Genomic DNA, 17391 nt, shown 5'->3' with positions numbered 1-17391 from the left:
GATAACGAGAACGGCCCCGGAGCGATCCGGGGCCGTTTGCAAAAGGGCGAGGCGTTGCAGGAAGGACCGGGCGGATCATGCCCTATCGCTGGACAGATACCGAAGGCCAAACCATGGAGGCGCCCCGCTCCGAGGCTGCGCCCCTGCCCGATCAGCTGCACCTGTGGCCCTATCGCTCCCTGCCGCGCAAAGGCTTCGTCTTCTTCATCGCGGCCACGGTGGTCATGGTCAGCCTGCCGCTGCTGTCGCTGCTGGGCCATGTGGAGCTGTGGGGGCTGCTGCCCTTCATCGCGCTCGCCATCGCGGGCGTTTGGTGGGCGATCTCGCATAGCTATCGCACCGGGGAGGTACTCGAGGTTCTGACCTTCAACGGGCCGGACCTGCACCTGATCCGCCACGAACCGGGCAAGCCCTCGCGCGACTGGGCGGCCAATCCGCATTGGGTGCAGGCCGATCTGCACGGCAAGGGCGGGCCGGTCGAGGCCTACCTCACCCTGCGCGGCGGCCCGCGCGAGGTGGAGATCGGCGCGTTTCTCACCCCGGAAGAGCGTCGCCAGCTGCACCGCGAACTGGTGATCCGGCTTGCGGCCGCACGCGCGCCCATTACGCCCTGATCACTTCGAAATGCCAACCCCCGGCGCGGCCACGGGCAGGCATTCATACTGCTCTTCGATCTTCAACGCCGCCGCGCGCGCCCAGGCGTCACTGTCCCGGTTGACCTCTTGCGCGGCGGAACTCGCCCCGGTTCCGGCTTCCAGAGCGGAGACCAGCGTCTCGGCGAACCTGTCGCCGTAGCTCTGTATTTCGGCCTCATAGGCGGCATGGGCCTTGCGCGCGCGGGCCTTGGTGGCCCTCGGCGTGTTGCCCGGCGCGCAGAGATAGCTCACCTCGCCACCCAAGGCAGCGGAATTGAAATGATAGAGGGTGCGGTCGGGATAGCTCCGCTTCAGATCCTGCAAGCCCGGCTGCGGGACACATCCCGCCAGCCCGACAACCGTCCCAATCACCGCCAACCCCGAAAGACGCCCCATCAAACCCTCCAAACACATCACTCGTTACGCACTATCGAACGCGGCCCTGACTGGCCGCGGCGTTCAGTCGTCCTTGCTGTCGGGCAGGTCTTCGCGCTTCGTGCTCGCCATCTCGTCGAGCTCGCTCTCGGACATGGTGTCATACATTTCCTTCGACGCGCCCTGAAGATCGCCGACCTTCGCCTCGCCGCGCTTCGCGGCCAAGGCGGCGCCCGCCGCTTTCTGCTGTGCTTTCGATTGTGCCTTCATCGCGAGCCTCCCTGGGACCATCTGAAAAAGAAAACGCCCCGCAAGGGGGCGCTGTTCCCAGTCTCAAGAGACCCAAGTCAGATCAGGAGGCGAGACGATCCTTCACCATCGGGCCAGCCTTCGAGAAATCCATCTGTCCGGTATATTGGCCCTTCAGCTCGCCCATCACGCGCCCCATGTCGCGAATCGACTCCGCGCCGAGTTTCGAGATGGCGGCTTCGATAGCGGCATTGACCTCATCTTCGCTCAGCTGACGCGGCAGGAAGTCCTCGATCACGCGGATCTCGGCCTGTTCCTTCTCGGCCAGCTCCAGCCGACCGCCCTCTTCATAGGCGCGTGCGCTTTCCTGACGCTGCTTCACCATCTTTCCCATGATCGCAAGCACTTCGGCGTCGCCGACAGTGCCCTCGCCCTCGCCTTCGGCGCGCATCGCGATCTCGCGGTCCTTGATGGCGGCGTTGACCAGCCGCAGCGTCGAGAGCCGCTCCTGATCCTTCTCCTTCATCGCCGCTTTCAACGCGGCGGCGATCTTATCGCGCATTTGCATCACATCGTGTCCCTACTTCAGTGAAGGCGTCAGAATAGCGGCATTGCGAAACGCGCACAACATCCGCAAGTCATTGATAAATAAGCAATTCGCAATTATCTCATGGCCTCTTGACCCCCGCGTTCAGCGCGTCTAGGTTCCGGCGAATTTTGACATCGGGGAGTCGCGCCATGCCTGCAAGCCAGTCCGCATCGGAAAAGCCCACTGCGTTGATCGCGCTCGCTGATGGATCGCTGTTTTACGGGAAGGGCTTCGGCCGCCCGGGCGAGACAGTGGCCGAACTGGTCTTCAACACCTCGATGACCGGCTATCAGGAAATCATGACCGACCCGTCCTATGCGGGTCAGGTGGTGACCTTCACCTTCCCCCATATCGGCAACACCGGCGTGAACCCGGAAGATGACGAGACGAACGATCCCGTCGCCGCCGGCATGGTGGTGAAATGGGACCCGACCGAGCCGTCGAACTGGCGCGCCGCCGAGACGCTGGTCGAGTGGCTCGAGAAGCGCGGCCGGATCGGCATCGGCGGCATCGACACCCGCCGCCTGACCCGCGCAATCCGCCAGCAAGGCGCGCCGCATGTCGCGCTCGCCTATAACCCCGATGGCGTCTTCGACATTGAGGCTCTGGTGCGCAAGGCGCGCGAATGGTCCGGGCTCGAAGGGCTCGACCTCGCGAAGGACGTGACCTGCTCGCAAAGCTACCGCTGGGACGAGATGCGGTGGGCCTGGCCCGAGGGCTACAAGAAGGCCGAAGGCAACGATCTGAAAGTGGTCGCCATCGACTACGGCGCGAAGCGGAACATCCTGCGCTGCCTCGCTTCGGCCGGCTGCGACGTGACCGTGCTGCCCGCGACTGCGACGACCGAGGACGTGCTAGCTCTCGAGCCCGATGGGGTCTTCCTGTCGAACGGTCCGGGCGATCCGGCGGCGACCGGGAAATATGCCGTGCCGATGATCAAGGGCGTTCTGGAAACTGAGCTGCCGGTCTTCGGCATCTGCCTCGGCCACCAGATGCTGGCGCTCGCGCTTGGCGCGAAGACGATCAAGATGAACCACGGCCACCACGGGGCGAACCACCCGGTGAAGGACCTGACCACCGGCAAGGTCGAGATCACCTCGATGAACCACGGCTTCGCCGTCGACAGCCAGACCCTGCCCAAGGGCGTGTCGGAAACCCACGTGTCGCTCTTCGACGGCTCGAATTGCGGGATCGCCATGTCCGACCGCCCGGTCTTTTCAGTGCAATATCACCCCGAGGCGAGCCCGGGCCCGCAGGACAGCTACTACCTGTTCGAGCGCTTTGCGACCGCGATGCGCGCGCGCAAGGCGTAAGCGCCCCGGCCACTCGCCCCCTGCAACGCCTTTCCCGGCGCTCAGACAAAGTTAACCCTGCGTTAACCAAGCGCACGCATGCTGCCCTGCGGGACAGATGCGAGGATGAGCATGGGCGGCGCGCGGCGACAGCTTCTCGAGATACCGGCGGGGATCGCCGAACCGGCAGAGCATACGCATCGCGCGCCGGCCGCAAATTCGCCCGGCGCGGTGACGCGCCCTAAGCCCGACCGCCCCGCGCGCCCTCCCTTGGGACAGATCCTGCTCGACCGGGGCGCGATCGATCCGGGCGATCTGTTGAAAGCCCTCGCGTTGCGGCAACGCGAGGATGTGCGACTGGGTGACATTCTTCTTGCGAATGGCTGGGTGCGCGAAGCCGATCTGATGGCTGCGCTGGCGGAGCAGTGGCAGGCTTCGGTTGTCGATCTGCAGGCCTGCCCGCCCGATCCACGTCTGATCGACGCTGTCGGGGCGGAACTGTGCCTGAGGCATGCGATGGTGCCGTGGCGGCGCGTGGGTGGCGTAACCCTCATCGCGACCGCACGGCCCGAGGATTTCGAAGCGCTGCGCGACGCCCTGCCCGCACGCCACGCGCCCTACAGGCTCGTGCTGGCTCCCGAACGCTGCATCCACGAGAGCTTGTTGGCCCGCCGCCAGACCGCCCTGATCCGCCGCGCCGAGATCAAGGTCGACCCGGCCGAGAGTTGCCGCAACTATAACGAACAACGCGCGAGCCGGATCGCGGCGATTTTTATCGCGGTCGTGGGCCTTGGTCTGTGGCTCGCGCCCTCGCTGCTGATCGGTGTCCTCTTCGCTTGGGTGATGCTGACGCTGCTAGGCTCCATAGCCCTCAAGCTCGCCGCCTTCGCGAGCGAGATCACGGTGTGCCGTCGTCCCGCCCCTGACCCTTGCGCGCGTGGCGCGGCGAAGGGACGGCTTCCGATCATCTCGATGATGGTCCCGCTTTTTCGCGAAACGGACATCGCCGCAAGACTGGTCGAACGGCTCGGAAAGCTGCGCTATCCGCGCGAATTGCTCGACGTGATCCTCGTCGTCGAGCAGACCGACGCGATGACTCTGGCAGCCCTTTCCGGTGCCGATCTGCCGCGTTGGATGCGGGTGGTCACCGTGCCCGACGGGCCGATCAAGACCAAGCCACGCGCGCTGAACTACGCGCTGAACTTCTGCCGGGGATCGGTGATCGGGATCTGGGATGCCGAGGACGCGCCCGAACCGGACCAGCTGCAGATCGCCGCCCAACGCTTTCTCGACGCCCCACCCGAGACCGCCTGTCTGCAAGGCATCCTCGACTATTACAATCCGCGCACCAACTGGCTCGCACGCTGCTTCACCGTGGAATATGCGACATGGTTCCGGATGTTTCTGCCGGGGCTCGCGCGGCTCGGCTTCGTCGTGCCTCTGGGCGGCACGACCCTGTTCTTCCGCCGCGACGCGCTGGAGAAGCTGGGCGGTTGGGACGCGCATAACGTGACCGAAGATGCCGATCTCGGCGTGCGGCTCGCGCGACACGGCTACCGCACCGAACTGATCCCGGCCGCCACCTATGAGGAGGCGAACTGCCGCGCCCTGCCTTGGGTCAAGCAACGCTCGCGCTGGCTGAAGGGCTACGCGATGACCTGGGCGGTCCATATGCGCGATCCGGTGCAGCTCTGGCGCGATCTCGGAACGAAACGTTTCATCGGGGTGCAGATCCTGATCCTCGGATCGCTCTCGCAATACGTGCTGGCCCCCGTCTTGTGGAGCTTCTGGTTCGCGCTGTTCGGCCTGTGGCATCCGATCGCGAGCGCCCTGCCCGATCCGGTCTTCACGCTCGTCATGAGCACTTTCATCCTGTCCGAGATGATCGCGGTCATAACCTCGGCCTGGGCCTGCCGCAGCGCGGAGCATCGCCATCTGATCAAATGGGTGCCGACGCTGCATTTCTATTATCCGCTGAGCGCGCTGGCAGGCTGGAAGGCGCTGTATGAGTTGGTCGCGCGACCCTTCTACTGGGACAAGACCAGCCACGGCATTTTCGATGCCAATGGAGCCACGGCGCCGGACAGCGCGCAGCACGGGCTTCTGGATGAGATCGCAGCCGCACAGGCCAAGGCGGACCCGGAACCGCAGCGTCTGGCGCATGCGCCGCTTATCGGCTGATCAGAGCGCCTCGGCCCAATGGCCCGCCGTGCCGTGATGCGCAGCGTCGAGCGTGAGGCGCGTCTCGAAGGCCCGCGAGATATGGGCGCGCAGTGCCGAGGCTGCCGCATCGCCATTGCCCTCGCGGATCGCATCGACAATCGCCTGATGCTCGTCGAGCGCCGCCTCGCCCCGTCCCTTCACCGCAAGCGAGGTCGTCGCGAGAAGCGCCATCGAGCGGTGCACGAGGTCGAGCTGCTGGACGAGGTAACGATTATGCGAGGCGAGGTGAATTTGGTGGTGGAACCGGCGATTTGCCCGGCTCAGCGCCTCCGGATCGTCGAGTTGACCGCGATCTTCGTCGATCATGTTCTGCAGCACGCGGACCTCTTCGGGCGCCGCATGTTTCGCCGCCAGCTGCGCGGCCAGCGCCTCCAGCTCGGCACGCACGATATAGAGCTCCGCCAGCTGGTTGTGATCGAGCGAGGCCACGATCAACGACCGCCCGTCGCGGGCCAGCATTTGCTGGGTTTCCAGCCGTTGCAGCGCCTCGCGTACCGGGGTGCGTGACACTCCGAACCGCTCCGCCAATTCGGATTCGACCAAACGGTCCCCGGGGCGGTAAACGCCTTCGTCGATGGCGTCGAGAATAAGGGTGTAGGCGTCTTTTTGCATGCAACCTGCTTTCGCGTTCTGCCAGAGATTAGGCGCGGGCCGCCCCCGGTGACAAGCAGATTGCACCTGCGCGCCGCGCGACCTAGCTTGCAGCCCATGACAGACAGCTCCGCGCCTGCCCCCGCCTCCGCCACCCCTGCCGACCGCGATCTCGCCGCCGAGTTCGCGCATGTCGACGCCTGGGTGTTCGATCTCGACAACACGCTCTACCCGCCAGAGGCGCGGCTCTTCGACCAGATCGAAGTGAAGATGACCGATTTCGTGATGCGCTCGCTGGGCGTCGATCGCGCGCGGGCCGACCATCTGCGCAATCACTACTGGCAGCTTTACGGCACCACGCTGGCGGGTCTGATGCACGAGCACGATGTGGACCCGGCCCCCTATCTGCACGAGGTGCACGAGATTTCGCTCGACCATCTGGTGGTGGATGAGGCACTGCGCGAAGGCATCGAAGCCCTGCCGGGCCGCAAGATCGTCTACACGAACGGCTCGGCCCCCTATGCGACGCGGGTGATCGCGGCGCGCGGGCTGACGGGGCTCTTCGACGGGGTCTATGGCGTCGAGCATGCCGAGTTCCATCCCAAGCCGCGCGCTGAAGCTTTCGACCGGGTTTTCGCGCAGGCCGGGATCGCGCCCGACCGCGGTGCGATGTTCGAAGACGACGCCCGCAACCTGCGCCATCCCCATGCGATCGGGATGAAGACCGTGCATGTCGCCCCTGCCCCCGCGCCGGAGGATCACATCCACTATCACACTGCCGATCTCGCCGGGTTCCTGCGCAAAATCACGCGCGCATGAAGGGAAAGTGACGGCGCTGCGACAATATGGCACGGCTCCGCATCTTTATCGAAACGAGATGCATCTTTAAATCACGGTGGCCTGTCAGGGAGACAGCAAACGGGAGAATCGATTATGACCATGACGACCGCCGATTCCGGCGTTTCGGCCTATGTGGCCGATCATTCCGAAACCGAGCACAAGCAGATTTCGCCGGCTTTCATGTTCACCCTCGCGCTTGTCGTCGTGGCTCTGGCCGCGGGCATGGTCGCGATCATGGGCCTTGGCGGCCTGATCCTCTGGGCCGTGGGCGCCACCTGGATCATGCTCGCCCTCATCGTGGTGATGACCGCAGGCGGCTGACGTCGCATTAGAAGAATTCTCGCCCTTGGCGAACACGGCCCGGATCCGCGCGATCCGGGCTGTTTCTTTTTGCGCCGCGCGTTGCGGGGACCTGTACGCACCCGGCTTGCGTTTCGCTGTGTCGCCGCGTCGCATCCCGGCGGCGGATCATTGCACCTGCCCGCGCCGGAGGGCAAAGTGGCACGGACATTGACAGAGGCGCCCCATGGCCGAGACCCGCACACCCATCGACACCGATATCCTGATCTCCGGCGGCGGCGTCGCCGGTCTGACCGCAGCCGCGGCCTTCGGGCAGGCGGGCTTCACCACGATCTGCGTCGATCCCACGCCGCCGGTCACGGAAGAGGCGGCAGAGGGCGCGGATATGCGCTCGACCGCGTTCCTGCGGCCGTCGCGCGAGGTGCTGCAGGCTGCGGGGATCTGGGATCGGCTCCTGCCCTATGCCGCGCCGCTGCAGATCATGCGGATCGTGGATGCGGGCGGCGAAAGCCCGACCGCACGGCTGACCCGCGATTTCGACGCGGCCGACCTGTCCGACGAACCCTTCGGCTGGAACTTCCCGAACTGGCTGCTGCGCCGCGAGCTGGTGGCCGCGCTGGCCGACAACCCGCTCGTAGATTTCCGCCCCGGCGTCGCGACGACCGGCCTCGTCACGCGCGAAAGCGGTGCCGAGGTGACGCTGTCCGACGGCACCCATGTGCGCGCCCGTCTCGTCATCGGGGCCGATGGCCGCAATTCCTTCGTGCGCGAAGCGGCAGGGCTTGGCGTCAAGACGATCCGCTACGGGCAGAAGGCGCTGGCCTTCGCGGTCACCCACCCGATCCCGCATGACAATGTCTCGACCGAGATCCACCGCTCGGGCGGTCCGTTCACGCTGGTGCCGCTGCCCGATCGCGACGGCAAACCCTCTTCCGCGATCGTCTGGATGGAGCGCGCTGCCGAAGCCGAACGCCTCGCCGCGCTGCCCACGGAAGAGTTCGAAGCGGCGATCATGGAACGCTCGACCGGGCTTCTCGGGCCACTGAAGCTGGAAACCCGCCGCGCGGTCTGGCCGATGATGACGCAGATCGCGGATCGGTTCTCGGGCCAGCGCGTGGCCCTGATCGCCGAGGCTGCGCATGTCATTCCGCCGATCGGTGCGCAGGGGCTGAACATGAGCCTCGCCGATCTCGCCTGCCTTCTGAAGCTGGCCGAGGAAGACCCGGTGCATCTGGGCGAGGCGAAGATGCTCGACGCCTATCACCGCCGCCGCTGGCCGGAGGTGAAGGCGCGCGAAGTGGGGATCGACCTGCTCAACCGCGCCTCGATGGTCGAAGCCCAGCCGCTGCGCGACCTGCGCGCAGGCGTTCTGGGCGCGCTCTATTCGCTCGGACCGGTGCGTAAGACGCTGATGAAGGCGGGGCTTGGCGTGCGTTAAGCGACTGACTGGCGCGGCTGCAACCACGGCCCGCGCCAGAACCGCCGCATCATCATCGCCCCCGCCGAAGCGAGGCCAAGCACGAGGCCGAGCCAAAGCCCGACGCCGCCGAAATCCAGCGTGAAGGCGAGAAAGTAGCTGGCCGGGATACCGATCAGCCAATAGCTCGCCACCGCCATCCACATCGGCACGCGCGTGTCCTGCACCCCGCGCAGCAGGCCCAGCGCCATCACCTGCATCAGGTCGAAGAGTTGGAAAATCGCCGCGACCATCAGGAAGCGCACGCCGTAAAGGACGATCTCCGGGGTGGCGGGATTATCCGCGTCCAGGAAGAGCCGCGTGAGCCAAGGACCGGCGAAGACGAAAACCGCCACCGTCAGCAGACCGAAGCCCACGGAGAGCCCTGTCACCACCCGCGCCCCGTCACGCAGAAGGCGCGGGTCACGCTTCCCATGGGCCCGGCCCGCTCGCACGGTGGCGGCGTTCGACAGGCCGACATGCACCATGAAGGTGATCGAGGAGACCTGCAGCGCGATCCCGTGCGCGGCGAGTTCAATCGTACCGATCCAGCCCATCATCAGCGCCGAGGCCTGAAACATCGAACCCTCCGCCACCGAGGTCAGCCCCACCGGCAGGCCCATTTTCGCGACGATCCAGAACGCCTCCCAATCGGGCCGCCAGAACCGCTGGAACAGACGGATATGGGTCAGGCCCGGCGCACGCGCGGCATAGATCGCCTGCGCGACAAGGTTCAGCACCATCGCGCTCAGCGAGGCGATGGCCGCGCCGCGCACGCCCAGTTCCGGCGCGCCCCAATTGCCGAAGATCAGGATCCAGTTGACGCCCGCGTTCAGTAGAACAGCCCCCAACGTGATCCAGAGCAGCACCGCCGTGCGCTCCTGCGCGGACAGGTACGAACGGATCACCATCATTGCGAGACCGGGCGCGAGGGCGAAGCCGAGGATGCGCAGGTAATCCTGTGCGAGCGCCGCGATCTCGGGCTTCTGGCCCAGCATCTCCAGCACCGCGCCGGAATTCCAGAACAGCGGCAGCATCGCGACTCCGAACAGGATCGACAGCCAGATCCCCATCCGGGTGTCGCGCCGCGCCTGCACCTCGTCATCCGCACCCAGACTCGCCGAAACGCGCCCCATCACCGCCAACGCGATCCCGTTGCCCAGCATGAAGATCGAGAAGAAATAGGAGGTGCCCAACACCAGCGCCGCCAGCGCCTCGACGCCATACCAGCCCACCATCACCGTATCGGTCACGTTGAGCAGCATCTGCGCGAGGTTGGAGCCGATCAGCGGCAGACCCAAAGTGAAGATCGCCCGCACATGGCGGGCGAGCGGCATCGCTTGATTTTGCGACGGAGGCGGCGGTGCCGCGCTCTGGGATGGGTCGGTGCTCGTCATGGGCGAGCGCTAGCCCCGCCCGACGCGGCGGTCAAGAGAGCGGTTACTCGCCCACTTCTTTCTTACCCGTGATCATCGGCTTCACGAGGTTCACGCCCTTCCACGTCCGGTAATAGACGATGGCCGCGATATGGATACCCACGACGATCAGCAGCAGGGTCGCCACAAATTCGTGGATTTTCGGCGCCCAGCTCGTGCTGATGCTGTCGGGCACGGAGCCCGCAAGGGGACCGACGTTGATGTAATCCTGCGGATCGGAGGTCAGCCCGGTTACGACCTGCACGCTCAGCAGCGCGAGCATGACGAGAACCGACCAGCCGCCCAGCGGATTATGCCCGACATGGCTGGAGCTTTCCTTGGATGGCAGGTGGCGAAGATAATTCGCCACCTCCTTGGGCCCATAGAGGAACTGCGAGAACCGCGCCGTGCGCGACCCCACGAACCCCCAGATAAGACGCACCGCCAGTAGCCCCGCGATCGCGTAGCCAGCATAGAAATGCCACGTCATCTGGTTCGGCCCCCATTCCCCGAGACCCCAGGCGGCGGCAAAGGCCAGCACCAGAAGCCAGTGGAACAGACGCACGACAGGGTCCCAGACCGTGACGGTTTTCTTCGCGGGGGAGGCGGCGGTGTCTTTCATTCTGCGTTACTTCGAACGGAACTCGTCGTGGCAGCTCTTGCAGGTGCCGCCGAGCTTGCCGACCGCCGGCTGCAGCGTCTCGAGGCTGCCTGCCGCATCGGGCATCTCCGCCGCGGCCTGATGGAGGGCGTCCGCCTTTTCCATGAACAGGTCCATGTTCGACCAGATTTCCGACTTCGCGTGGGTCTCCATCATGTCGTCGACCGAGGTGCCTTCGACGAAGAGCGGCGAGATGTCGACCTTCGCGAGGGCTGCGATGTTGTTGGCGGCGGTCTGAGCCTTCGCGGCGTCGAAGTCCATCTTACCCTGCGCCATCGGCGCGAGCACGGCCATCTGGGCACCGAGCAAATCGAAGAAGCCTTGGCGCGCTTCGACAGCGTCTTTGGGCGACTGCGCAAAGGCGGCGCTGGCGGCGAGGGTGAAGGTCAGGGCGAGGAGAGGCTTACGCATGTGGAACTCCAATCTGCGATGGCAAGAAACGTACCGGTTTGATGTTACACGCATTCGTGCAGTTGCGAAGACACTCCTCTGTGCGCAGGCACACATTTTCCCTACTGGGGCTATAGGGACGCACGGGGTCTTGGGCAGGTTCCGGCCTATTGCCGATCGAACGCGCAAATCGCCTAGAAAACGCACTTAAATCGCGACGGAACGTCAGGCACACGGCGTATAAGCCGCGCGAAACCCTGACTTTATGCCGAAATCTGCGGAATCACCGCTCGGGTTTGCGGGCGACGAAATCGATCAGCGCCGCGCGGCCGGAATGGCCCGCGCCCTCGTCGAGATCGGCATCGTAATCGGCCTGATGCAGCACCTCCCAGCGCGGGAAGGCGTCGCGCAGGAGATCGAGATCGTAGAGCTGCTCCACGACCCCCGGTCCGCCCGTGCCGTAGCGCGGCTGGCGGCGCGCGAAGCCGTGGATCAATGCGAGCCCGCCCGGCTTGAGCGCGGTCGCGATGCCGTCGAAAATCTCCGCCCGAAACGCGGTATCGGCGAATTGGATGAAACAGGCGAGAACGGCGTCATATTCTCCGCGCGGCCAGTCATAGCCGCGCAGGTCGGCGTCGATCGTCTGCATCGACACGCCCCGCTCCTGCGCCAGTTCAGCGGCCTTGCGGCGCGCGTTTTCCGACGGCTCGAGAGCCGTGACCTGCACTCCGAGGCTGGCGAGATAGGTGCCGTTGCGGCCTTCGCCGTCGGCGATGCTCAGAAGCCGCGCTCCCGGAGCGAGACGCCACGCCTGACGTGCCACGAAATCCGCCGGGGTCGTGCCATAGAGATACTCGCCTCCGGCGAATCTTTCGTTCCAGCCCATACTCTCCTCCGGTTGTTACCCTTCACATGGAATGCAACCGGCGGAGGGGCAAGCCCCACCGGTCACCGAAATCGCCATCGGCGATCACATGCTCAGGATTTGGTCACGCGGCGCTGATCGGGATGAAGAGATGCGCCAAGAATATGCTCGGACGAATGCACGACATGGCTCGCATGGCCCACGATCAGCGGATCGGGCGGCGTTGCGATCAAAGGGTCCTTATCGGGATAGTCCAGCGTCGACAGGAAATGCTTCATGCAGTTCAGCCGCGCGCGCTTCTTGTCGTTCGACTTCACGATGGTCCACGGCGCATCGGCGGTGTCGGTGTAGAAGAACATCGCCTCTTTCGCCTCGGTGTAATCGTCCCAGCGATCCAAGCTCGCCAGATCGATCGGCGACAGCTTCCAGCGCTTGAGCGGATCCGTTTCGCGCGATTTGAAGCGACGGCGCTGCTCCTCGCGGGTGACCGAGAACCAGTATTTGTACAGACGGATCCCCGAGCGGACGAACATCCGCTCCAATTCCGGGGTCTGGCGCATGAATTCGAGGTAATCGTTGGGTTTACAGAACCCCATCACGCGCTCCACGCCCGCGCGGTTATACCAGCTGCGATCATAGAAGGTCATCTCGCCCGCGGTCGGCAGATGCTCGACATAGCGCTGGAAATACCACTGGCCCTGCTCGGCCTCGGAGGGCTTGTTGAGCGCCACGACCCGGGCGAAGCGCGGGTTGAGATGTTCGGTAAAGCGCTTGATCGTGCCGCCCTTCCCCGCCGCGTCGCGGCCCTCGAAGAGGATCACGAATTTCTCGCCGCTCTCCTGCGCCCATTTCTGGACCTTTAGCAACTCGGCCTGAAGCTGCGCCTTCTCCGCCTCGTAGGCGGGCCGCGCCATCTTCCGACGATAGGGATATTTGCCGGTCTCGAAGGCCAGCCGGACCGCGCTGGGATCGACGCGCGGAAACTGTGTCGGCCCCGCCTCTTTCAGCGAGACATCGACGCCCGCGGGCACCGTCTCCGCCGCAACGGAAGGTCCGTCGACCGGCAGCTTCGCAGTCGCGGATTTGGCGGCCTTATCCTGTTCGGTCGTGACCTGATCTTTCATGCTTATCCCTCCGTTGGCTGAACCTTGCGGAGCATCGCGCAATCCCGCGTGATGTGCCTTGATACGCATCAAAAACCCGTGTCTGCTGGGCCTCCGGCGGCAAAAACGCCACAAAAATCGAGCGAAGCGAAGGAACGGACATGATCACGATCTATGGCAACTATCATTCGCGGGCGAGCCGGGCGCTGTGGTTGCTCGAGGAGCTGGGCATGCCGTTCCGTCTGCGCCGAGTCGTGCAGGCGAACCGCTTCTCCGATCCGCTCGCGCCGGAGGTGCCGCTCAACACCCGCTCGCCCGAGTTTCGCAAGCTCTCGCCGATGGGCGCGATCCCGGTGCTGGAGGAAGACGGGCTGATCTTGACGGAGTCGCTTGCGATCAACCTGCATCTCGCACGCAAGGCGGGCGGGCCGCTCGCCCCTGCGCACGAGCGCGAACTGTCGCAAATGGAGCAATGGGCGCTCTTCGCCGCGACCTGGATCGAGACCGACGCGCTCGCCCTCAGCTTCGTCTATCGCCGCAAGGAGCAGGACACGCCCGAGGGCAAGGCTGAGATCGCGTCTCTCTGCTCGAAGCTCGCCCGGCCGCTGACCACGCTCGAGACCCATCTCGAGACGCATAGCCATATCGTGGGCGGCCGGTTCACCGTGACCGATCTCAATCTCGCGGAGGTTCTGCGCTACGGGCAGGACCACCCGGATTTCCTCGCCCCCTACCCGCGCCTGCAAAGCTGGATCAAGCTGTGCCAGGGTCGGAAAGCCTTCCAGGCGATGTGGGAGAAGCGCGAAGCCGAGGCGTTTTGATTCGGCGAACTCCGCGCCGCGCATAGTTCGAAAGTTATAAGCGAAGACATCACGGCTGTGCGGTCTGCTCAAGCGATGGGCAGGCGCTCAATCCAACTTCGCCTTTCAGTCAGGTCTCCCTGACCAAGTGGTCGGGTTTTCCGCAGCGGGGTGAATTCTTCTTAGCAATGCAGCTTCCCTTACGTCATTTTGTCGGGGTGAAGAGGGTTCGAGGTGACCATGTCTGCTTTGCTTGGATACAGCCTGTGTTTGGGTGCGACGCTGATCGTGATCGCGGGTGATTTCGTTCTGAAATCTGCCGGTGAGAAGGGCCACGCGCTGCATTCGCCGTCTGTCTTCCTAGGTTGCGTGCTTTACGCCGCTTCGGCAGCAGGTTGGGTCCTGGCTATGCGGCATGTGTCGCTGGCACAAACGGGCGTGGCCCCGGCGCTTTTCACATTGATGGCTCTGGTGACGATGGGGGTCGTCCTGTTCGGCGAAAAAATCGCCTTGCGGGAAGTCTTCGGTATCGCGATGGCGGTGGGGTCGATGCTGCTCATGGCGCGCGTCGCGTAAGGGCCGGACGTTTTCGGGGGTGTGGGGCTTTCGAAGCGGATCGGGGCGGTGGGGTGTTCTTGCTCCTCCGCCCCAACCTGCGGTATCTCTTGTTTAGAAAACTACAAGAGAAAGCGAGCAGCATGGCCGACGATCTTCTGACGCCCCAGACCGATTCCTATGACGCCTCCTCGATCGAGGTGCTCGAAGGTCTCGAACCCGTGCGAAAACGCCCCGGCATGTATATCGGCGGCACGGATGAGCGCGCGCTGCATCACATGGTGGCCGAGGTGCTCGACAACTCGATGGACGAAGCGGTGGCCGGTCACGCCAACCGCATCGAGGTCGAACTGCTCGAGGACCATTCCGTCGTCATCCGCGACAACGGGCGCGGCATCCCGATCGACCCGCACCCGAAATTCCCCGGCAAATCCGCGCTTGAAGTCATCCTCTGCACGCTGCACGCAGGCGGCAAATTCTCGGGCGACGCCTACGAGACCTCGGGCGGTCTGCACGGGGTGGGCGCCTCGGTCGTGAACGCGCTATCGGATCTGATGGTGGTGCAGGTCGCGAAGAACAAGGAGCTGTATGAACAGCGCTTCTCGCGCGGCATCCCCGAAGGTCCGGTCGAAAAGACCGGCGCGGCGCCGAACCGTCGCGGCACCACCGTCACCTTCCATGCCGACGAGCAGATCTTCGGCCATCACCGTTTCAAGCCGGCGCGCCTGCTGAAGATGGTGCGCTCGAAAGCGTATCTCTTCTCGGGCGTGGAGATTCGCTGGAAGTCCGAGATCGATGACGGCGAGACCCCGACCGAGGCAACCTTCCACTTCCCCGGCGGCCTCGCCGATTACCTGACCGAGACGCTCAGCGGCGCGAGCACCTATGCCGACCGCCCCTTCTCCGGCAAGGTCGAGTTCCGCGAGAAGTTCAACGTGCCGGGCTCGGTCGAATGGGCGATCAACTGGACGCCCTCGCGCGACGGCTTCATCCAGTCCTACTGTAACACCGTGCCCACCCCCGAGGGCGGCACCCACGAGGCGGGCTTCTGGTCGGCGATCCTCAAGGGCATCCGCGCCTATGGCGAACTGGTGAACAACAAGAAGGCCGCGCAGATCACCCGCGACGACCTGATCACCGGCGGCTGCGCGCTGGTCTCGTGTTTCATCCGCGAGCCGGAATTCGTGGGCCAGACCAAGGACCGTCTCGCCACCGTCGAGGCGCAGCGTCTGGTCGAGGGCGCGGTACGCGACCACTTCGACAACTGGCTGGCCTCGGACACGAAATCCGCAGGCGCGATCCTCGATTTCCTCGTGCTGCGCGCCGAAGAACGTCTCAAGCGCCGGCAGGAGAAAGAGACCCAGCGCAAATCGGCCACCAAGCGGCTGCGCCTGCCCGGCAAGCTGGTCGACTGCTCGGCCACGAACCGCTCGGGCACGGAGCTGTTCATCGTCGAGGGCGACTCGGCAGGCGGCTCGGCCAAGATGGCGCGCGACCGCAAGAACCAGGCGCTGCTGCCCCTGCGCGGCAAGATCCTCAACGTGCTGGGCGCGGCAAGCTCCAAGCTCGGCTCGAACCAGGAGATCAACGATCTGACGCAGGCGCTCGGCGTGGGCCTCGGCACCAAGTTCAACGTCGACGATCTGCGCTACGACAAGATCATCATCATGACCGACGCGGACGTGGACGGAGCCCACATCGCCTCGCTCCTGATGACCTTCTTCTTCACCCAGATGCGCCCGATGATCGATCAGGGGCATCTCTATCTAGCCTGCCCGCCGCTCTATCGCCTGACCCAGGGCGCCAAGCGTATCTACGTGGCCGACGACGCCGAGAAGGACGCGATGCTTGAGAAAGGTCTGGGCGGCAAAGGCAAGATCGACGTGCAGCGCTTCAAGGGTCTGGGCGAGATGGACGCGAAGGACCTGAAAGAAACCACGATGCACCCCGACACGCGCAAGCTGATCCGGGTCACGATCCACGACGACGAGCCGAACGAGACCGGCGATCTGGTGGAAAGGTTGATGGGCAAGAAGCCCGAACTGCGGTTCCAGTATATTCAGGAGAACGCGCAGTTCGTGGAGGAGCTGGATGTTTGACCTGCATTGGACCGAGTACCTCAAGGCGCTCGGTCCAACCTTGATCGCAGGGATCGTTGCCTATGTGGCTTGGCAACAGTGGCGGGTGAACCGCGCGGCACTGCGCGAGAAGCTCTTTGATCGCCGCTGGGACATCTTCAAAGAAACACAGGCTTTTCTTTCTGTGATCTTGAGTGCCGCGAAGGTCCCCGATGATGAGCTGGCGCGCTACTTCGACACGTGCCAACGCGCGAGATTTCTTCTCGGAAAAGAACTGAGCGATTACCTCGAAGAAATTCGAACACGTGCGATCAATATGAGAATGCACGGCAGAAAACATGAGGGCTTAGAGCCCGGCGAAGAGCGTTCAAAACATATCGACGGAGAGTACGACGAACTCAGCTGGCTTACAAATCAGCTTGACGAGATCTTCAAGAAGTTCATGCCATACCTATCCTTCAGCGACATAGAATAATTATCGTTCGGCCCGGGCGACCAGCCCGGGCAGCGCCCGACCCTCCCCCCGGGAGGGCGCATTGGCGATGCAGCTCACAGCCTCCCCGTCCGTCGGGCTTGCAAGATAAACCGCCCAAACCAGACGACAGCACAGCGCCCGCCCAGGGTCGGGCGCTGCCCTCATCTCTCATCACACGCGCCCGTCCGGCCCTCCGCGCGCGCTCCAGGCGTTCGCCGGGCGTCCTTCCACTGGAAGGCCGCTCTTCCCGGCTGCCCCTCCCCCCGAGAGGACGCATTGGCGATGCAGCTCACAGTCTCCCCGTCCTCCGGGCTTGCGAGATAAACCGCCCAAACCAAACGACAGCGAAGCGCCCCCTGCGCCGCGACGCGCGGCGCGTTCGCCGCTGAAGGCTTCCACTGGAAGCCTTCCGAGACGCGGCTCACCCCAAGGGTCGGGCGCTGCCCTCATCGCTCGCCACACGCGCCCGTCCGGCCCTTCGCTCGCGCTCCGGGCGTTC

At 64.6% G+C, this 17391-nt stretch carries 19 protein-coding genes; 10 read left to right on the top strand and 9 right to left on the bottom strand.

The window, feature by feature from the left end:
- Positions 1–77 precede the first annotated feature (77 nt).
- Entirely contained in the window at positions 78–614 is a 537-nt protein-coding gene (locus tag AC2TZ7_RS07830; RefSeq protein ID WP_134331767.1) for a DUF2244 domain-containing protein, read from the top strand.
- On the opposite strand, the gene AC2TZ7_RS07825 is transcribed toward AC2TZ7_RS07830, so the two are convergent.
- From AC2TZ7_RS07825 to AC2TZ7_RS07815, 3 genes are all read right to left on the bottom strand, one after another.
- Positions 615–1031, bottom strand: a complete 417-nt coding sequence (locus AC2TZ7_RS07825; protein WP_489866496.1) for a hypothetical protein — start codon at positions 1029–1031, stop codon at positions 615–617. It abuts the gene before it with no gap.
- A gap of 63 nt (positions 1032–1094) precedes the next feature.
- Complete coding sequence (locus AC2TZ7_RS07820) at positions 1095–1280, bottom strand: DUF3008 family protein (RefSeq protein WP_078519769.1); 186 nt, start codon at positions 1278–1280, stop codon at positions 1095–1097.
- 82 nt (positions 1281–1362) lie between these two features.
- Positions 1363–1827, bottom strand: coding sequence for a GatB/YqeY domain-containing protein (locus tag AC2TZ7_RS07815; RefSeq protein WP_078519770.1), 465 nt, complete (start codon positions 1825–1827; stop codon positions 1363–1365).
- A 170-nt stretch (positions 1828–1997) separates the two neighbouring features.
- Between AC2TZ7_RS07815 and carA the strand changes: the two genes are divergently transcribed.
- The gene (gene carA / locus AC2TZ7_RS07810; RefSeq protein ID WP_489866495.1) at positions 1998–3161 is read left to right on the top strand and encodes a glutamine-hydrolyzing carbamoyl-phosphate synthase small subunit; all 1164 of its coding nucleotides are present in this window, start codon (positions 1998–2000) and stop codon (positions 3159–3161) included.
- Between the two features lie 105 nt (positions 3162–3266).
- On the top strand, positions 3267–5321 hold the full coding sequence (locus tag AC2TZ7_RS07805; protein ID WP_489866494.1) for a glycosyltransferase family 2 protein: 2055 nt from the start codon (positions 3267–3269) through the stop codon (positions 5319–5321).
- On the opposite strand, the gene AC2TZ7_RS07800 is transcribed toward AC2TZ7_RS07805, so the two are convergent.
- Complete coding sequence (locus AC2TZ7_RS07800) at positions 5322–5975, bottom strand: GntR family transcriptional regulator (protein WP_078519773.1); 654 nt, start codon at positions 5973–5975, stop codon at positions 5322–5324. It lies immediately after the preceding gene.
- A 96-nt stretch (positions 5976–6071) separates the two neighbouring features.
- Between AC2TZ7_RS07800 and AC2TZ7_RS07795 the strand changes: the two genes are divergently transcribed.
- The 3 genes from AC2TZ7_RS07795 to AC2TZ7_RS07785 all read left to right on the top strand — a co-directional run bounded on the left by AC2TZ7_RS07795 (position 6072) and on the right by AC2TZ7_RS07785 (position 8532).
- A complete protein-coding gene (locus tag AC2TZ7_RS07795; RefSeq protein ID WP_489866493.1) occupies positions 6072–6773 on the top strand; it encodes a pyrimidine 5'-nucleotidase in 702 nt (233 codons plus the stop codon).
- Between the two features lie 114 nt (positions 6774–6887).
- Entirely contained in the window at positions 6888–7115 is a 228-nt protein-coding gene (locus tag AC2TZ7_RS07790) for a hypothetical protein (RefSeq protein WP_078519775.1), read from the top strand.
- Between the two features lie 205 nt (positions 7116–7320).
- Positions 7321–8532 (top strand): UbiH/UbiF family hydroxylase, encoded by a 1212-nt coding sequence (locus AC2TZ7_RS07785; RefSeq protein WP_078599542.1) that lies wholly within the window; start codon positions 7321–7323, stop codon positions 8530–8532.
- On the opposite strand, the gene AC2TZ7_RS07780 is transcribed toward AC2TZ7_RS07785, so the two are convergent.
- The 5 genes from AC2TZ7_RS07780 to ppk2 all read right to left on the bottom strand — a co-directional run bounded on the left by AC2TZ7_RS07780 (position 8529) and on the right by ppk2 (position 13005).
- A complete protein-coding gene (locus AC2TZ7_RS07780; RefSeq protein WP_489866492.1) occupies positions 8529–9887 on the bottom strand; it encodes an MATE family efflux transporter in 1359 nt (452 codons plus the stop codon). The genes AC2TZ7_RS07785 and AC2TZ7_RS07780 overlap by 4 nt on opposite strands.
- Positions 9888–9990: 103 nt before the next feature.
- Positions 9991–10587, bottom strand: a complete 597-nt coding sequence (locus AC2TZ7_RS07775) for a cytochrome b/b6 domain-containing protein (RefSeq protein ID WP_489866491.1) — start codon at positions 10585–10587, stop codon at positions 9991–9993.
- A gap of 6 nt (positions 10588–10593) precedes the next feature.
- Positions 10594–11037, bottom strand: a complete 444-nt coding sequence (locus AC2TZ7_RS07770) for a c-type cytochrome (RefSeq protein ID WP_078519779.1) — start codon at positions 11035–11037, stop codon at positions 10594–10596.
- A gap of 262 nt (positions 11038–11299) precedes the next feature.
- Positions 11300–11902, bottom strand: coding sequence for an SAM-dependent methyltransferase (locus tag AC2TZ7_RS07765; protein WP_489866490.1), 603 nt, complete (start codon positions 11900–11902; stop codon positions 11300–11302).
- Positions 11903–11994: 92 nt separating this feature from the next.
- Positions 11995–13005, bottom strand: a complete 1011-nt coding sequence (ppk2, locus tag AC2TZ7_RS07760) for a polyphosphate kinase 2 (RefSeq protein ID WP_489866489.1) — start codon at positions 13003–13005, stop codon at positions 11995–11997.
- Between the two features lie 140 nt (positions 13006–13145).
- On the opposite strand from ppk2, the gene AC2TZ7_RS07755 reads away from it, so the two are divergent.
- The 4 genes from AC2TZ7_RS07755 to AC2TZ7_RS07740 all read left to right on the top strand — a co-directional run bounded on the left by AC2TZ7_RS07755 (position 13146) and on the right by AC2TZ7_RS07740 (position 16892).
- Complete coding sequence (locus AC2TZ7_RS07755; RefSeq protein WP_489866488.1) at positions 13146–13805, top strand: glutathione S-transferase family protein; 660 nt, start codon at positions 13146–13148, stop codon at positions 13803–13805.
- 213 nt (positions 13806–14018) lie between these two features.
- Positions 14019–14360 carry a hypothetical protein gene (locus tag AC2TZ7_RS07750; protein ID WP_489866487.1) on the top strand — a complete coding sequence of 114 codons (342 nt, stop codon included), beginning with the start codon at positions 14019–14021 and terminating at the stop codon, positions 14358–14360.
- Positions 14361–14482: 122 nt separating this feature from the next.
- Positions 14483–16438: a DNA topoisomerase IV subunit B gene (parE, locus tag AC2TZ7_RS07745; RefSeq protein ID WP_489866486.1), complete on the top strand. Its 1956-nt coding sequence runs from the start codon at positions 14483–14485 to the stop codon at positions 16436–16438.
- Entirely contained in the window at positions 16431–16892 is a 462-nt protein-coding gene (locus AC2TZ7_RS07740; protein WP_489866485.1) for a hypothetical protein, read from the top strand. Before parE ends, AC2TZ7_RS07740 begins: the two co-directional genes overlap by 8 nt.
- Positions 16893–17391 lie beyond the last annotated feature (499 nt).

The sequence above is a fragment of the Thioclava sp. ISO4 genome, from assembly GCF_058105145.1.
The sequence above is the reverse complement of the archived record's forward strand: the minus strand, read 5'-3'. Positions and strand labels throughout refer to the sequence as shown.

What these genes read in the sequence shown, in the direction of transcription:
- AC2TZ7_RS07755 (WP_489866488.1), top strand. Translation starts at nt 13,146, where the DNA reads ATGATCACGATCTATGGCAACTATCATTCGCGGGCGAGCCGGGCGCTG.
- AC2TZ7_RS07825 (WP_489866496.1), bottom strand. Translation starts at nt 1,031, where the DNA reads ATGGGGCGTCTTTCGGGGTTGGCGGTGATTGGGACGGTTGTCGGGCTG.
- AC2TZ7_RS07800 (WP_078519773.1), bottom strand. Translation starts at nt 5,975, where the DNA reads ATGCAAAAAGACGCCTACACCCTTATTCTCGACGCCATCGACGAAGGC.
- carA (WP_489866495.1), top strand. Translation starts at nt 1,998, where the DNA reads ATGCCTGCAAGCCAGTCCGCATCGGAAAAGCCCACTGCGTTGATCGCG.
- AC2TZ7_RS07820 (WP_078519769.1), bottom strand. Translation starts at nt 1,280, where the DNA reads ATGAAGGCACAATCGAAAGCACAGCAGAAAGCGGCGGGCGCCGCCTTG.
- AC2TZ7_RS07815 (WP_078519770.1), bottom strand. Translation starts at nt 1,827, where the DNA reads ATGCAAATGCGCGATAAGATCGCCGCCGCGTTGAAAGCGGCGATGAAG.
- parE (WP_489866486.1), top strand. Translation starts at nt 14,483, where the DNA reads ATGGCCGACGATCTTCTGACGCCCCAGACCGATTCCTATGACGCCTCC.
- AC2TZ7_RS07780 (WP_489866492.1), bottom strand. Translation starts at nt 9,887, where the DNA reads ATGCCGCTCGCCCGCCATGTGCGGGCGATCTTCACTTTGGGTCTGCCG.
- AC2TZ7_RS07740 (WP_489866485.1), top strand. Translation starts at nt 16,431, where the DNA reads ATGTTTGACCTGCATTGGACCGAGTACCTCAAGGCGCTCGGTCCAACC.
- AC2TZ7_RS07770 (WP_078519779.1), bottom strand. Translation starts at nt 11,037, where the DNA reads ATGCGTAAGCCTCTCCTCGCCCTGACCTTCACCCTCGCCGCCAGCGCC.
- AC2TZ7_RS07765 (WP_489866490.1), bottom strand. Translation starts at nt 11,902, where the DNA reads ATGGGCTGGAACGAAAGATTCGCCGGAGGCGAGTATCTCTATGGCACG.
- AC2TZ7_RS07830 (WP_134331767.1), top strand. Translation starts at nt 78, where the DNA reads ATGCCCTATCGCTGGACAGATACCGAAGGCCAAACCATGGAGGCGCCC.
- AC2TZ7_RS07805 (WP_489866494.1), top strand. Translation starts at nt 3,267, where the DNA reads ATGAGCATGGGCGGCGCGCGGCGACAGCTTCTCGAGATACCGGCGGGG.
- AC2TZ7_RS07795 (WP_489866493.1), top strand. Translation starts at nt 6,072, where the DNA reads ATGACAGACAGCTCCGCGCCTGCCCCCGCCTCCGCCACCCCTGCCGAC.
- ppk2 (WP_489866489.1), bottom strand. Translation starts at nt 13,005, where the DNA reads ATGAAAGATCAGGTCACGACCGAACAGGATAAGGCCGCCAAATCCGCG.
- AC2TZ7_RS07790 (WP_078519775.1), top strand. Translation starts at nt 6,888, where the DNA reads ATGACCATGACGACCGCCGATTCCGGCGTTTCGGCCTATGTGGCCGAT.
- AC2TZ7_RS07775 (WP_489866491.1), bottom strand. Translation starts at nt 10,587, where the DNA reads ATGAAAGACACCGCCGCCTCCCCCGCGAAGAAAACCGTCACGGTCTGG.
- AC2TZ7_RS07785 (WP_078599542.1), top strand. Translation starts at nt 7,321, where the DNA reads ATGGCCGAGACCCGCACACCCATCGACACCGATATCCTGATCTCCGGC.